This is a genomic window from Bombella sp. ESL0385 (assembly GCF_009725755.1).
In the GTDB taxonomy this organism is placed as follows: Bacteria; Pseudomonadota; Alphaproteobacteria; order Acetobacterales; family Acetobacteraceae; genus Bombella; species Bombella pollinis.
Genome location: NZ_WNIJ01000003.1, coordinates 35,224 through 51,392 on the forward strand (window position 1 = coordinate 35,224; position 16,169 = coordinate 51,392).

Here is a 16,169-nt window from a genome sequence, read left to right on the forward strand (position 1 = left end):
TGCCATAGTTCAGAGACGCTGACCACTGGGCTACTCAACAAAGCAGCTTTGCTCTTGAGCCACTTGAACGCTCTTTTACCCAGAAATGTGAACTCACCTAGTACGCTTATCCATGCCGTTGATGCTGCTCCTTGGGAAATCGGTATTGTTGGTCTGAATTATATGTAAATCCTATAAATCATTGCCCTTAGCCAACTCTCTACCTTACGGACTGCAACGCTTCCTCCAATAAGGCGGGAGGTAACTCTGTTGCCAACGGGCCATCGACCCATACAAGGAAGCACCGTGCCTCATGCCCCGGATAAAGCCCTTGCATAACACGCCGGTAACTCGCCATCTGCGCCCGATACGCCGCCGGAATACGCCCCGGTTGGGAAGGAACATGACCCGTTTTATAGTCGCACAGCCACACCGTTTGTCCATCAAAACAAAAGCGATCGACCTGACCCAACACAACGCGGCCTGTGCCATCTCCCGCACGGCCCAACGTCCCTGATATGCCTTGCTCGGCTCGGCTTCCCGGCCCAAAAAGCGGGGCTAATAAAGGCATCTCCACAATAGAGACCACTTGCTTTGCAAGCTGTATAATCTCCACCTCATCCACACCCGGCATCGTATGCCGCAACCATGATTCTGCTTTCTCCTGCCGCTCTAACGCCGCAATATCGGGGAGGAATTGCAACAGGCGATGGACCAGCACACCCCGCTCCATCGCATCTTGCCGCCGTTTAACAGGCTGTGGAATCACCAACCCCTCACGCATAATCTCCAAAGGTGAACGCGCTGCTGGTAATGGACCATAAGCCGCACTATCAGGCCGACTCGGTGCGAGCGGGCGGGCCAACGCATCCTCATGCGGGGCGGGCTGTATCTGCCAATCAGGGGCATGGCCCATCCACTCCGGCAAAATAGGGGGAGCCACTGGATGAGGCTCTGCTACTTTAGACGAGACCGCAGCCTCGACAGGTCTTTCCAGCACGATCTTCTCACCCTCCCATCCTCCCTCAAAGGGTGAAGCAACCGGCTGATAGGAAGCCAAACGCTCGATTGTCTGACTTTGAAGTGCACGCAAGCCCTGATAGCAATAGTCATACCATGTGGGGATTTTAGGGGCTTGCTTCGGCTCCCACCCACAAATGAGCAACGCATCACTCGCCCGTGTTAGAGCCACATAGAGCAAGCGGTTACTCTCCTCCCTCTGGCGTTCCTGCTCTTGCGCGCTGTAAAATGTTGTTTGCTCTGAATGCATTTTCGTCTGCGGGACCCATAACGGCCCCTCTACATCATCTCCCTCTAGCCCAGCCCATAATAAAGGATCAGCTTTGCCGGGGCCGTGCGTTGTATGCGGTAGAATAACAAGCCGCGCTTGCAACCCTTTAGAGCGATGAGCCGTCATTAACCGTACAGCATCAATCACCGTCTCAGCTTCACGCTGGCTCTCCACCGTACTGGCACGCAACCATTGCAAAAACCCTTGCAAGGATGGGGGATGTTGCGTCTCATAGGTTAAAGCTGCTGTAAGAAGCTCATCAATCGGCTCTGCAGCTTCAGGCCCAAGGCGAGAGAGGAAGCGTGTGCGCCCGCCTTGTATGCCAAGGGCCTGCACGAGAATCTCATAGGGCGTGTCATAATCTACGCGCTTATAAAGGCCCTGCAAGCACATCCAAGCTGCATGCCAGTCTGGCCGTTCCTCATGGCGTTGATTTAACACACTCCAAAGCGGAACCTGCTTGAGAGCCTGTTTTTTGCCATCCCATGTCGCCAAATCCATGAGCGATTCATCACTTAGCCCCCCAAAAGGAGAGGTCAGCACGCTCGCGAGGCTTAAATCATCCTGCGGCAAAAGCAACGCATCACAAAGCGTCATAAGGTCCTGCACGGCTGCTTGCTCCACCAGCCCAGCCCGAATGAAGCTTGCCACAGGGAGGCCGCGCGTCTTTAAAGCCCGGATGAGCATCCGCAAGAAAGGCGAGCGTTTCGGCACGAGAATCATCACATCCCCGGCTTTTAGCGGGGCTGCGCCGGGCTGTAAGGGTTGGCCTATCTGCTGTTGGATATAATGCGCTAACGCATCAGCAAGACGTTGGGGGGCACTGCGCTGCTCCTCATTTTTATGAGGGGCCCGCCATGGGTTATTCTCTGCTGGTTCTATTATGTCCAACTGTGACGCTATTTGAGCATCAGCAGGGACAAGCGGCCATAACTCCACACGCCCCCCACCGCCAGAACGTGCCGATTGATGAATAAGCGGGGCTCTATCCCCTGCCTCCCGCAAACCATCAATCGCCTGCCGCGCCCCTTCTTGTTCCCCCGTAAAGACGGCATCAACCATTGCCAAAACCGGCGGCAGAGAGCGGAATGAGACATTCAACTCTGGCTCCCGCCATAAAAGCCCGGCCTCTTGCACACGATGTGCAAAAATCTGCCGCCATTTATGAAATTGCTCTGGCTCCGCCCCTTGGAAGCTATAAATCGACTGCTTAAAATCCCCCACCGCAAAGACTGTCCTAGGCCGTGGCGTATCCTCCCGCCCCCCGATGCCGGAGAAGAAATCGGCCGTCAAAGCCCCGGCAATCTCCCATTGCAGGGCGGAGTTATCTTGCACCTCATCTAACAAAAGATGGTCAATCCCCCCATCTAATTTATAGAGGACCCACGCCGCCCCCGGCTCCTGCAAGACATCCCGCGTCCGAGCGATGAGGTCATTATAATCCACAACGCCGCGATTCTTCTTATCATCCTCAAAGCGCATCATCACAGGCATAGCGAGGGCGAGAAAAGCGGTATTTACCTCCAATAAACGCTGAGCGCGTATAGAATCCTCTAGCCCTTCTTGACGTTCGGCTTCATCTATGAGGCGTTCTGCTAAATCCGGTGCTGCCTCGCGGGCCTTTGCCCCTAGATGGCGGCTTAAATCGCGTTTCTCACCCTTATCAGTAAAAAGCAGCTTTTTAAGAACTGTTCTATCCCTCTGAGCTGCGGGCTTACCCAACCAGCTTAAAATCTCCTCAAATTGGGCACGTTTTGTCTCTGCCAATGCCGGTAAGGCTTTTTGAATATCCGCCCGCCATGCTGCCTCATCTTTAAGGCTACAAGCCTCTTTAAGCACGTCATCCGTACCGTGGCTTCCACACGCTAAAAGCCTTTGATAAGCCTGCTTAACGCGCTCTGGCTCATGCTGCCATATTTTCAAAAGCGGTTGGAGAAGGCCAGATTGCGCATTGCACTGCCCTAAAAGCCCCATCAATTTATCAAAGCCTGTCAGCCCTGCCAGCACCTGCACCGGGTCTTGGTGGCGTGCGAGGCTCTCCTCCAACGCATGGCGGAGAGCAAGCTTTGTATCAGCCTCCTCGATGAGCGAAAAATGAGGGTCTAATGCCGCCTCAAGCGGGAAACGCCGTAATAAAGATTGGCAAAAAGCATGGATGGTCTCAATCTGCAATCCGCCCGGCGCGTCCAGAACTTTTAGAAAAAGCCCACGCGCACAATCCCGCGTTTCTGCTAGATTAGGGACATCTAACGCCGTAAGGGCTTCCCCTAATGCCTCATCAGAAAGGGAGACCCACCGCCCAAGATGCTGCTGCAAACGATGCGCCATCTCAGCCGCAGCAGCCTTAGTGTAAGTTAAGCATAAAATACGCGAAGGGGCCGAGCCTTCGATCAATATAAGCTGCCCATCCTCACCGGGATAGGCGATGGGCAACATAAGCCGCAACAGCCGGTCAATCAGCAACTTCGTCTTACCCGACCCTGCAGAAGCCGACACAAAGGCCGAGGCCATAGGGTCTGATGCTAATCTCTGAGCCTCATTGGCCTGTTTAAGAGCCTCTTGATGCGCGCTCATGCTTCATCCCCTCCCGCAAGACGCCATTCCGCTACACGAGCTAGCTGCGTATAATCGCTATAACGTGCCTCCCGCCCCGCCCATGGCTGGGAGCGATAAGGCCGGTTAGGCTCATCATAATCTGCCAATAGCTGGCGTAATTGCTCCAAAGCAGGACCTATAAGCTCCCCCAACGTCGCCTTTGCTTTGGCAGAGGGTATGCGCACCTCCTCACCCGGTGTCTCTCCCCCGCTTAACCGCCAATAACGCAACGCCTCAACCTCCATGGCGGGTAAGCCCTCAAAGGCCCCTTTGGCTAAAAGCGCAGCTTCCAGCACTAATTGAGATGACCACCCCGCAACAACATCCTTTTGGGAAGGAAGCTGACCTGTTTTATAGTCAAAAAGACGCCCTTGCGGCTCTTGTCCCGGCTCTGCCAGCACGTCAATCCGGTCGGCTCGCCCTGTGATGTAAAACGCCCCGCCCGGTAAATCCCGCATGACGTAATCCAACGCAATTTCCGTTTGCGAGGTGCAATTCACCCGCCCGGCATTCCGCCAACTTTCTCGCTCTAACACCCAATCGGCAATGCGATGCAGGCGGGGCCGCCACCAACTTGCAAGAGCAGGATGGACTTGTGCCTCATCCAACGCGTCATCAAAATAACGATGCAAATGCTCTGAAGCCTGATCGGGCCACGTTGTGGGATAACGTGCCATCATGCGCTCTAACGCACCATGAACAACCTTCCCATAATCAACATGCTCTGCTCCTTCCTCCAGCGGGGCAAGGGCTTTTAAGCCAAGGACATACCGTGCATAAATTGCATACGGGTCCAGCTTTAACGTATCAATCCGCGTAATGCTCAAACGGCGTGGGCGCAAAGCCAAGGGCGGCTTTGGCTCTGGCGGGGCAACGGGGCGTGCCTCCCCCACAGGCATATCCAACATCGCTTGCCATGCTAGGGCGGGATGCTCTTGTAAAGCGTGGCCTTGCCCCTCCAAAAAAGCAGAAAGACGCATCACCCACCGCGCAGGGACCGTGGGCGCACCATCGCGCCGCTGAGCGTAAGAGAGAACAACATGCGCCGAGGCAAGAGCGGCCATAACAAAATCATGCGCTTGGGCTCCGATCTTCCGCTCTGGTGAGGGCAGCCCCACACGCTGGCGCATCGGGCGGCTCATCCACGGGCCGGAATCAGCAACGGGAGGCCAAACACCCTCATTCAACCCACCCAGAATTACGGTATCAAACGCTAAAAGCCTGGCTTCCAACACCCCATAGATAGCAATACGCGGATGAGCGAGCTCCACACCATCTTGATAGCCCCGCAAGCCCGTCAAACTCTTACCAGCCATGCTCGTGGTCAAGAACCCATCTAACGCGCTGAGGGGTTGAGGAGGAATGTCCCCTGTATGGCTCATCAATTCCACAAAATGCCGGGAGAGCGTACCGCCATCCTCCCCACGCCACAAGCGAGAGCCGGGGCGCGCTTGGTCGGGGCCGTCTCCTTCCTCCTCCGTAACGGCGAGGGCTTCCGCTGTTTGGAGCAAAGCTGTCAGCATCTCCGGCACGCGTGCTGTAGCCTCTAATGCCCGCATCGGGGCAAAAGCGGCCTCTAAGGCTGCCAAGAAGCTCTCTAATGTTTCAGGCTGGTCTGGCGCATCAGCTTGATGCCCATAATCCACCCTTTGGGACTCCTCCATCCTCTCCAAAGCCTGACGCAAGCCCTCCAAACCCGGCTGCGGAGCAGGGCCACGCAAAAGCCGCCGCTCTAAAAGGCGGGCACTCGCCCGGGCACGTCCGGGGCTCATCCCTAGAGCCGTCAATGGATGTTTGAGGACAGAGAGCAACGCCACCGGGCTGAATTGCCGTGTCACCGCCTGAGCAATAAGGCGCATAAACACAGCACTAGGCGTGCGGGATAAAGGCTCGCCCGCACTATCATCAGCATGAATCCCCAAACGGAGCAGAGCCGCCCTCACACGGTCTGCCAAAGCACGATCTGGCGTGACTAATGCGCCAGAACGACCCGGCTTACCCGCCACATCCCGCAAGATAAGCGCAATCGCCTGTGCCTCCTCTTGGGATTCCGCAGCAGGTAGAATGGACAAACCTTCATAACACGCTGCTATATCGGCCAAAGGCTGGCCCCAAGAGGCAATTCCCGCTTCTGGCACCATCACACATTGGAAGAGCCGCTCCCGCGCAGGCCGCTGCACACGCCCCCATTGAGCGATACTGCTCCGCTCTATCCCCATTTGCTCCAACACATCTCGGAACAAAGCTTGCGGATGTGTGGGAGGGAGATGCTCCCACAAAGCATCCTCCATCTGGCAATCCACCCCTTGGAAGACCACCATCCCACGCGGTAAGGCAGCCACCGTGCCTAACATCGCCGCTACGCCTGCCGAGCCATCCACAAACCCTACAGCCCAAAGCGGATAATCTGGCGGCATCGTTGCCCAACACCGCGCTTGCGCCTCAAGCAACGCGACCTGGCGAGCCATGATATTGCTCCGCTCCTCCTCTTTGAGGATGGCAGGCCATGCTTCCGTTACAATTTTGAGGAACTCTAACGTCTTTTGCCAATGCCCAGCAAAATCATCCGCAACGGCATTCGGGAGAGCCTCATATAAATCCACCCCGCTGCGCTCAGCATCATCCATTAGATCTGCTAAAGCTTGAGCTAATGGCCATACACGATCAATCGTCCCACCCTCACGACCAGAGACCGTAGTGAAAAAAGGAGCCGCTAAAATCAAACGCGCAAGAATGGCTAAGCGAAAAACAGGCCCTACAGCGGGGGGGAGGGCCTCATCCAACGCCATGGGGAAAAGCGTTTGCTGCTCCACATCGCTCAAAGAAACAATAGCCGGTAAAAGAGCAGGGCGGCCATCTAGCACACGCAAAAACGCTTCCATAAGGGCGCGTGCCACACGGCGACCGGGTACAAGGATGGTTCCGCTATGCCCCCCACGCCGCATCTCATCCCCTGCTTCCTCCCCATTACGGGCTAGCCATTGATGAACCACTTCATCCAAAAACGCACAAGAGGCGGGGATTGTCGCGCTATTCATAGGGGTATGAGAGGCCATCAGCTTTGGTTTCCCTCATACATCATCGCAAGCGTATCTAAGCGTTCTTCTGGCCAACCATGAAAAGCTATATGCCGCTCTTGCTCTGTTGCGCCCGGTGTAAAGGTGAGATGAAATGCCCCCTCTGGCAGCAATTCCGCCGCGCGGTCTGGCCATTCCACCAGCATAATACCTTCACAAGCATCATCCCACGACAACTCATAAAGCTCATCGGGGCTGGAGAGCCGCCATAAATCATAATGAAACACCAACCCCAATGTTGTGTTATAGGGCTGTACTAACGCAAAAGTCGGGCTGGGAACCTCCAACGCTTCATCATCAGCAAGGGCGCGAATCAGGGCACGGGCAAAGCTGCTTTTGCCTGCCCCCATCTCCCCATGCAGGGCCAGACAATCCCCCCGTTGCAACAAACCCGCCACATGCCGGGCAAAAACCGCCGTTTGCTCTGGGGAGGAAAGACGCACATCCATCAGCAAAACCACCCTCTACCGCTCTTTATGCCCTATTCTTTAACTTTATGGGCTTATAACATAGCACAATGATACCCTGTAAATGACGCGCAAAAGGCATCACCCCCTACTCCCCGCGGCAAAAAATGCTTATGGAGACGATTATGACACATTCATCTGCCACCCACACAACCGACATCGCCATTATTGGCGCAGGCCCCGCAGCTCTTTTTGCCGCTTTTGAATGCCGCATGTTGCGCCTCGACTGCATCTTAACTGATGTTCTTGATTGTGTAGGGGGGCAATGCGCGGCCCTGTACCCTGAAAAGCCGATTTACGACATCCCCGCTCATCCTTCCATCACGGGGGGGGATTTAATCGCTGCGTTGGAGGAGCAAATCGCCCCCTTTAACGTCCCGCGCCTCCTTGGCAGCCGCATCAGCCAGCTAGAGGGGGAGGCTGGGGCCTTTACCCTGCGTAATGAGCGCGGCGATGTCATCCACGCGAAAGCCATCATCATCGCCGCTGGGGCTGGGGCCTTCGGCCCGAACCGCCCTCCCCTAGAGGGGCTAGATGTTTATGAACGCAGCGGTAGCGTGCAATATTATGTAAAAAAACGTGCCGCTTTTGAGGGTAAACGCATTGTCGTAGCAGGTGGTGGTGATTCCGCCTTGGATTGGGCATTATCCCTCTCCGACATTGCCGAGACGCTCTATCTCGTCCACCGGCGGGACCGCTTCCGTGGGGCCCCGGAGACACTGGCCCAAATCGAAGCCAAAATTGAAGCTGGTGCGATTGAGAAAATCGTCCCCTATCAACTTCATGGCCTACGCGGGACTGATGGGCAGCTCAGCCATGTTGAGGTCATTGCACTAGATGAGACCGTCCGCGCCTTAGAAGCTGATGTGCTACTGCCTTTTTATGGTCTTTCAACCGACCTTGGCCCTGTGGCCTCATGGGGGTTGGAGACGCAGCGCAGCACGATTGCGGTAGAGCCTGCCACCATGCAAACCAACTTAGAGGGCATCTTCGCCATTGGTGATGTGGCGCATTATCCCGGCAAAATGAAGCTCATTCTCCAAGGCTTTTCCGAAGGGGCCGTAGCAGCCCATGCCGCACACCATGTCGCTCGGCCCGATAAAGCCTTACGTTTTGAACATTCCACTAGCCGGGGCCAGCCGGGTAAGGTCTGACCCCTCCCCGCTGCCCTCAGGCAATCTCTTTTAGAAAAACAACCTTAGAGGCCCCACCTTCCACGAGGGTCTCGATAGCCTTGTTGAACACACGGCCATGCTCGGTCCCCATATGGGCCTTAAAGGCGGCCTCATCGCGGTAGCTTTCCTCAACATGAAAGAGGTCCGGCTCAGCCTCTAACGTATAGACCACAAAGCGCACACAGCCCGGCTCGGCACGAACATTCTCGGCCAAAGCGGTAAGCAGACTAGCCACCTTTTCCCGATGGCCGGGTAGAGCCTTCATCGTGGCATAAAGGTTTTTCGCCATGACGCATTCATCTCCTATCATATGAAGAAAAGGCCGAGACAATAATGCCCCGGCCTCCCCTTTGTTACACGCTCTCACAAATGGGCGAAAGCTTAGCCCTTCGCACCGCGTGCCGCACGCTTACGCTCGTGCGGGTCCAGATACCGCTTACGCAGACGAATCGCAGAAGGTGTGACCTCCACCAGCTCATCATCCTCAATGTAAGCAATGGCCTGCTCAAGGCTCATCTTACGCGGAGGAACCAGCACAACGGCGTCATCCTTGCCAGAGGCCCGCATGTTCGTAAGCTTCTTCTCACGCACGGCATTCACCTCTAGGTCATTCTCACGGGAATGTTCACCCAGAATCATGCCAACGTAAATCTTCTCACCCGCATCCACAAAAAGTGTCCCACGGTCCTGAAGCGAGAACAACGCATATGGAGTCGTTGCACCATCTTCAGCAGAGATGAGGGAGCCATTACGGCGGCCTTCAATCGCACCAGCGTGAGGCTGATAGGAATGGAAAAGACGGTTCATCAACCCAGAGCCACGTGTATCGGTGAGGAACTCACCATGATAGCCAATCAACCCACGCGATGGGATCATGAAGGTAAGACGAACTTTATCCCCACCGGATTGACGCATATCCTGCATCACACCCTTACGCAGAGACATCTTCTCCACCACAACGCCGGAATAAGGCTCGTCCACATCGATGACGACCTCCTCAAACGGCTCCTCCTGCTCGCCTGTCTCCGGATTCTCACGGAACAACACGCGAGGCCGACCAATGGTCAGCTCAAAGCCTTCACGGCGCATATTCTCAATCAATACGCCAAGCTGAAGCTCACCACGGCCTGCGACCTCAAAAGCCTCACTCTCTGGGCTTTCTGTCACCTTAATAGCCACATTACCTTCCGTCTCCTTAAAGAGGCGGTCACGAATCTGGCGAGAGGTCACCTTCTTGCCCTCACGCCCCCCGAGCGGACCATCATTAATACGGAAGGTCATAGAGAGAGTCGGCGGGTCAATCGGTGTGGAGGGCAGCGGCTCCTCAACAGAAGGCTCGGCCAATGTATCAGGAATCGTAGCTTCAGAGAGGCCAGCAATCGCAACAATATCGCCCGCCTCAGCTTCCTCAACAGGCACACGCTCCAACCCACGGAAGGAGAGAAGCTTGGTGATGCGGCCTGTCTCGACCACACTTCCATCAGCCCGCAGCGCACGGATGGGCATGTTCACCTTCGCCCGCCCCTGCTCAATACGGCCTGTCAGGATACGGCCAAGGAAGTTATCGCTCTCCAAAATTGTGGAGACCATCGCGAAGGGCTTATCTTTATCCAGCCCGGGGCTGGGTACATGCTCTAAGATAAGGTCAAACAAGGCATGAAGATTCTCACGCGCGCCCTCTAGCTCCCGGTCTGCCCAGCCTTGGCGGCCAGACGCATAGAGCATCGGGAAGTCGAGCTGCTCATCATTCGCGCCCAATGCTGCAAAGAGGTCAAACACCTCATCATGCACCTCATCAGGGCGGGCATCGCCACGGTCCACCTTATTAACAACAACCATCGGGCGCAAACCACGGGCCAAAGCCTTACCCAACACAAACTTTGTTTGCGGCAAGGCCCCCTCGGCAGCGTCCACCAAAATCACAGCACCATCAACCATGCTCAGGATGCGCTCCACCTCGCCGCCAAAGTCGGCGTGGCCGGGTGTGTCGATGATGTTAATGCGGGTATTCTTCCATACAACGGACGTACATTTGGCGAGGATAGTAATACCACGCTCACGCTCTAGGTCGTTGCTATCCATCGCCCGCTCGGTGACGGCTTGATTCTCGCGGAATGTGCCCGATTGCTGGAGAAGCTGATCCACCAGCGTTGTCTTCCCATGATCGACATGGGCAATAATGGCGATGTTACGGATGTCCATAGACGATCTTTCAGGAAATAACAGAGTAAAACAGAATGATGCCCTTACTGCACCGAAACTGATTTTTTTGCAAATCCGAACCGTGTATGAGACGAGCATAAACATAGATTTTATGCCATAACCCCAGATAAAGGAGGCCCTTATGAGCCATCCCCCACGCCCAACGGCCCCCGGCACAGATGCCCTAAGCCAGCTCGGCCGCCAAACTATCCAACCGGAGTCGCCTGATAAAGCGGAGCTAGAGCGCGTCCCCGCCCCTCATAAGGGGCGGCGTTATGTTGTCCGTTTTACCGCACCAGAGTTCACCTCCCTCTGCCCGGTGACAGGCCAGCCAGATTTTGCCCATATCGTCATCGACTATATCCCACGCGATTGGATTGTAGAGAGCAAATCCCTCAAGCTCTATCTTACCAGCTTCCGCAATCATGGAGCCTTTCATGAGGATTGCTCCGTTACAATCGCCACACGCCTTGTAGAATTGCTAGACCCAGAATGGCTCCGCATCGGGGCTTATTGGTACCCGCGCGGGGGTATGCCGATTGATGTTTTCTGGCAAACAGGCCCTGCCCCTACAGAGGTTTGGATTCCCCCTCAAGATGTGCCCGGTTATCGGGGGCGTGGCTAAGCCGCTCTCCCCTTAAAAACCGAGTGTAACATCACCGCCAATCAAAATACGATTCTGATGCCGGAAATCCGCAAAGGGCCGCGTGTTGTTTAAAGAGCGGTCAAAGCGGATTTCTGGCCGAATTTGCAGCAATTTTACATGATGGCCAAGCTGCGGCCGCCATACCGCATTGAGGGAAAAATCCCCATAAGTGGTCGCTGGTGCGCTATAAGTCCGCGCCGGTAAACCCAATAGGGCGCGCCCATAAGAGCCATCCTCTGGATATTGCACGATGAATTGCCCTGTCGAATCCCGATAGACTTCCGCGCGCGCGTTAAAGGTTAGGCTAGAAGTCGCCGCATAAGCCCCCCAGAGGACGCCGCTCCATGTATTGGCCTCCAACCCTTCATCATGGACCTGTGTGGCCTCGGCTGTGAGGCTCCATTTAGGAGTAATCTGCCATGTCGCATTCAGGTCATTCCAGTAACGTTGCGCTTCATGCGCACGATGAGTCCCCAACTGGCGGCGCGCATCCTCCGGCCCGACACGCAGCAGATAGGTTACCGATACCGCTCCCCCGGCAAGCTGGCTGGCATTAAACCCCACATAGCCAGCAGGACGCCCATTATTATTCCCACGGCCAAAGGATTTTTGATTCCCCGCATCTACACCAAACAACACCGCATAATGTGAGTTAAGATGCCATTGCCCATAAAACCCAACATGCTCAAACGGGTTAGAATATTGCGCGGTATAGGTCATCGTATAAAACGCACGCCCTGCCGGGTTTAGCACCTCTACCCCCATAGGGGAGGCGAGAATACCCGCCTGGACATCCAGCCCTTCCTTCGTCAACCACGGCATATGCAGAGCAATATTGGCTTGAATGGGCGTGATTTGATAGCGATCATGCTTCAGCCAACGATCAGAAATCCCCGTGATGACATAAGCCCGCGCATCCGAGCCATAGAGCATCTGAATATTCGCCCCTAACCCGTAGCCTCCGCCAATAGGATCAACCGGTTTGGTGATGGTCAACGCCACCTGATTCAGCAACCCTGTATCGCTATGTGATTGCAAAAGCTGACCAAAGTTCATCCCGTTATGAGGGTGCCCACTATTGGCCATAGCCCCCGCCTCTAGCTGAAGGCCGACATCAATATCGGAGAACCAAGTCTTCGTCTCCGTTTTCGCTGCAACAGGCTGCCCCGTAGCTGAAGCAGACACAATAGGAGCCGAGGAGAGCGTCCCTCCCTGCTCTGGGGGAGCAGCAAAAGCAGCCTGCCCCTCATAACCAGCCGTACCACATAGCCCCATCACCAGAAGATACCGCCAGTTCCACATGAAACGTCTCGCTTATTGTTTCGCTTGCGTAAGTATATCCTTTTCCGCAAAAACAAAACAACCGCAAAATAGGCCGTTAAAAGGCAATGGCCGTCTCAAGATCGATCAACATCGCATCTTTATAGCGTTTAATGGCCCCGGGGTTCCAAAGATATTGCAAGCCGGGGCGCAAAAGCAGCCAACGAGCAGGCCGATAGCCGTAATTCAGCTCAATCGCTTCCTCAGAGTGAGGCGCGTACAGTCCCGCCCCACGGCCAGAGCGTTGGAGATGTTGAATCCAATGCGTCACTTTAGGATTCGCCCACAGGACCTTCATCCCCAGGCTGATTGTATCATCTGGGCGGCTTGCGAATGTCCCCTTCCGCGTAATACCGGCCGTCATATAATAGGGCGCAATAGCCGTGCGCGGGTCCCCCCAAGTAAAGGAGCCAAAAAACGCCGTCCCACGATGCGGGTCTGCCTCATCGCGCTGTAACATCCGGTCAAATTGAAACCACCCACCAAAACGACCACGCACCTTAGTAAGCGGGGCTCCCTCCGCAGCTGAAGGGGGAATCCCGTAAGTGCCCATCTGACCGTATACATTCTTCACCTCAGAAGTATCCCAATAACCGCCCACCTTCACATTGGTTTGCAGCGGGCCGCTATAATCATCCTCTCCCCCTTGGTGCCAGCCTAACTGAAAGGGCAGAAACGTCCCTGTCGCCCCGTGTAGATTCATCTTCCAACCATTACGCACGCCAGAGATGGTTGGGTCCACGCTATACACCCCAAATTGCACCAGATAATGATCATTCCCCGCAGGGAAAAACTTTACCCATGCCCCCGGATGCGCCGTAGGGTAAAACCCATAACCTGAGTTCATCGCGATGGATTGGGGCATCCCGCAAATGCCGTTATTTTGAAATTGGCAATATAAGTTCGCCCCCCAATAGGTGGAGGATTGCTCGAAGTCATTCTCGGTATTAATTTCACCAATTTCAGTCTGGACGTAGTGATTCCAGTGCATTTCCCAGCTTAACCGCCCTAAGCGCATAGTCTCACCTGCGCCATAAATCTCCATCGGGCTGTTAATCACAGGCAAGGTATTCCCCAACCCTGCCCCCTGCCGCGCAAGAGTCAGGAAATGCAACACACCGGCATTGAACTCTAACCCCGCTAACTTCTTTAGGTCAAAATCAATCGATAGAGCTTCCTCATCGGCGTAACGTGCTGCGCGGGACTTCCCACCAAACGGATTGCCCGCAGAATCAGAAAAATACCGCCCGCTAACGCTCACACCATGGTCAGACAACCATGTACGCGCACCCCACGGATCCCCAAAAAAACCATCCTGATTGATAAAGTCGTGCCAACTATTGGGTAGTAGCCCTTTTTGTCGCGCCGTTGGTGCTGGCTCCTCCACTGCCCCGCGTGAAAATGCATCACCGGGAATAGGTAATGGCATAGAGCCAAAAGCTTTTTCTTCATCCTGCGTTACATGCTCATGAGGGCTAGGCTTCAATAATACCGCCCGCACCTCCGCCTCAGCCGCTGCCGTGTTTGTGGCTATATCCGCCCCGTTATGAGGTGAATCATCCGGGGCAGTGGTGTGCGCTAAAGCCCCATGGCAGCTCAGCAGCACACAAATGGCCCCCGCCATTGCTGCATTAGCTTTTTGCCATATTCCACACATACACACGCCTTTATAGCCATTACGCGGATAAAACCGGGGCCTTCATAAAAAGAAGACCCCCACATACAACCCCTCTATGCCAGCAAACCCTAAAACGCAGCAGCATGAAGGAAGGATACACTTCGTCCCCCTTTATATAAATTTTATCGTTCAATTCCAGTGGTGAAATCTATTTATAAAGTAAGATACCGTCATAATCGGCGCATCCACCCTCTCCTTAAAGCCAATGAGCGCGCTCTAACCGGCGCAAAACAGGTAGCAACATCACTAATACGCAACATAGCCCCACGCAGCCTAAAAAGAGGGTTCTAAACAACGCGCCATAACCGGCCATACCGCCGCTGCCATCAGCGGGTAAACTTGCTAAATCTGCTACAAGACTACCAAGATACATCCCCACCCCCCAGAGGAGGAACAGCCCGCCCATTAATAGCGCGCTCACCCGCGCCGGGGCATAACGTGCAACAATGGCAAGGCCTAGGCCAATCGTCAGCAACTCCCCAAGGGACATCGTGCCATAACCCGCCACCATAACCCATGGTGAAACAGGCCCTGTGCTCTGTGATGTCGCCACCCACCAAATAAGAAACGCCACCCCCACTAAAACATAACCACAGATAATCTTTACCGCTGGGGACGCGTCACGCCCTTTCATCGCACTCCGCCGGTAGAGCCACGCCAAAAACGGGCTAAAAAGCATAACGGAAATCGGGTTGAGGGCCTGAAACTGCCCCGCAGACATCGTAAAGAGCCGGTATGGCCCTAGCTGATACACACCAGAGACATCCCGCATCGCAAAAAGCGTTAGCGAAGTTTGCATTTGCTGATAAAAAATCTGGTAGGCCATCGTCTGAGTGGACAAGATATAAGTCAGCAACAAACCCGGCCGCTCTGTCTGCTCTGCTCGGAGATATAGCCACACCCATAAAAGGACCAAACCAAACCCAGCGATGATGATGCATAAGCGCACTAATGCCGCACTATGCAACACCCATGTGCAAAACCCCCACACCACAATAAGCGCAAGCAACACGCCTGCACTCACCATCCCTTTGGATAACGGGCTTACCAACCGTTCCACCAACGGCATGGAGGGCGGCTCCCCCACAGACTGAGAGGTCACAGATTCTGCACTACGTTGGGCGAGGAAGCGGCGCATATACCCGCCCTCTAAGGCGTAATAGCCCAGCCCAATCAACAACCCTACAACGCAAGCAAGAAACGCCACCGCCGCCCCGTAACGCTGCTGAAGCCACGGTGTCAGCAACATTGAAACGGTCGAGCCGACATTAATGGCCATATAATAAAGCGTAAAAGCAGCATCCAAGGCCGTGCCATCCCCCGCATAAATCCGCCGGACCAACGTCCCGGCATTGGGCTTAAACAAACCATTGGAGAGGGCAATTAATGTAAGGGCAGGCAAAAATACCATCTGATGCCCTAAGGAGAGGGCCAACAAACCATAGCCTATTGTTAAGCCAAAAGCCCCTAAAAGCATGGTCCGCCGTGTGCCTAAGCACTGGTCCCCCAGCAGCCCTCCCAAAACGGGAAGACTATACATAAGGAAGCCTAACCCCCCTTGCATGAGATTGACGTCATGATCACGCATATGAAGTTGCGCGACCATAAAGATCGTCAATACGGCCTGCATACCGTAATAGCCAAACCGCTCCCATAGCTCTATAGCCATGACAACAACAAAAGCCCGCCGCCGCGCGGAGAGGAATGTCACATCTAAGCGCGGAAGGTCAGACATAAGG

10 protein-coding genes are annotated in these 16,169 nt (G+C 54.8%); 2 read left to right on the top strand and 8 right to left on the bottom strand.

Annotated elements, in window-relative coordinates:
- Positions 1-199: 199 nt before the first annotated feature.
- The 3 genes from addA to tsaE are packed head-to-tail and all read right to left on the bottom strand — an operon-like array spanning position 200 to position 7,403.
- Positions 200-3,844: a double-strand break repair helicase AddA gene (addA, locus tag GM557_RS07715; RefSeq protein WP_155573791.1), complete on the bottom strand. Its 3,645-nt coding sequence runs from the start codon at positions 3,842-3,844 to the stop codon at positions 200-202.
- A complete protein-coding gene (gene addB / locus GM557_RS07720; RefSeq protein WP_230880646.1) occupies positions 3,841-6,921 on the bottom strand; it encodes a double-strand break repair protein AddB in 3,081 nt (1,026 codons plus the stop codon). Before addB ends, addA begins: the two co-directional genes overlap by 4 nt.
- Positions 6,921-7,403, bottom strand: a complete 483-nt coding sequence (gene tsaE, locus GM557_RS07725; RefSeq protein ID WP_370513455.1) for a tRNA (adenosine(37)-N6)-threonylcarbamoyltransferase complex ATPase subunit type 1 TsaE — start codon at positions 7,401-7,403, stop codon at positions 6,921-6,923. Before tsaE ends, addB begins: the two co-directional genes overlap by 1 nt.
- Before the next feature lie 131 nt (positions 7,404-7,534).
- On the opposite strand from tsaE, the gene GM557_RS07730 reads away from it, so the two are divergent.
- Positions 7,535-8,563, top strand: a complete 1,029-nt coding sequence (locus GM557_RS07730) for an NAD(P)/FAD-dependent oxidoreductase (protein ID WP_155573792.1) — start codon at positions 7,535-7,537, stop codon at positions 8,561-8,563.
- 16 nt (positions 8,564-8,579) lie between these two features.
- Here GM557_RS07730 and GM557_RS07735 read toward each other — a convergent pair whose 3' ends face one another.
- Positions 8,580-8,873, bottom strand: coding sequence for a putative quinol monooxygenase (locus GM557_RS07735; protein WP_180794229.1), 294 nt, complete (start codon positions 8,871-8,873; stop codon positions 8,580-8,582).
- A gap of 92 nt (positions 8,874-8,965) precedes the next feature.
- Positions 8,966-10,786 (bottom strand): translational GTPase TypA, encoded by a 1,821-nt coding sequence (gene typA, locus GM557_RS07740; protein ID WP_155573793.1) that lies wholly within the window; start codon positions 10,784-10,786, stop codon positions 8,966-8,968.
- A 142-nt stretch (positions 10,787-10,928) separates the two neighbouring features.
- Here typA and queF point away from each other — a divergent pair, with 142 nt between their 5' ends.
- Positions 10,929-11,411, top strand: coding sequence for a preQ(1) synthase (queF, locus tag GM557_RS07745; protein WP_155573794.1), 483 nt, complete (start codon positions 10,929-10,931; stop codon positions 11,409-11,411).
- 12 nt (positions 11,412-11,423) lie between these two features.
- Here the strand turns inward: queF and GM557_RS07750 are convergent, their stop codons facing one another.
- The 3 genes from GM557_RS07750 to GM557_RS07760 all read right to left on the bottom strand — a co-directional run bounded on the left by GM557_RS07750 (position 11,424) and on the right by GM557_RS07760 (position 16,165).
- Entirely contained in the window at positions 11,424-12,734 is a 1,311-nt protein-coding gene (locus tag GM557_RS07750; RefSeq protein ID WP_230880647.1) for an outer membrane beta-barrel protein, read from the bottom strand.
- A gap of 76 nt (positions 12,735-12,810) precedes the next feature.
- Positions 12,811-14,409, bottom strand: coding sequence for a carbohydrate porin (locus tag GM557_RS07755; RefSeq protein WP_230873322.1), 1,599 nt, complete (start codon positions 14,407-14,409; stop codon positions 12,811-12,813).
- A gap of 217 nt (positions 14,410-14,626) precedes the next feature.
- Positions 14,627-16,165 (bottom strand): peptide MFS transporter, encoded by a 1,539-nt coding sequence (locus tag GM557_RS07760; RefSeq protein ID WP_155573795.1) that lies wholly within the window; start codon positions 16,163-16,165, stop codon positions 14,627-14,629.
- Positions 16,166-16,169 lie beyond the last annotated feature (4 nt).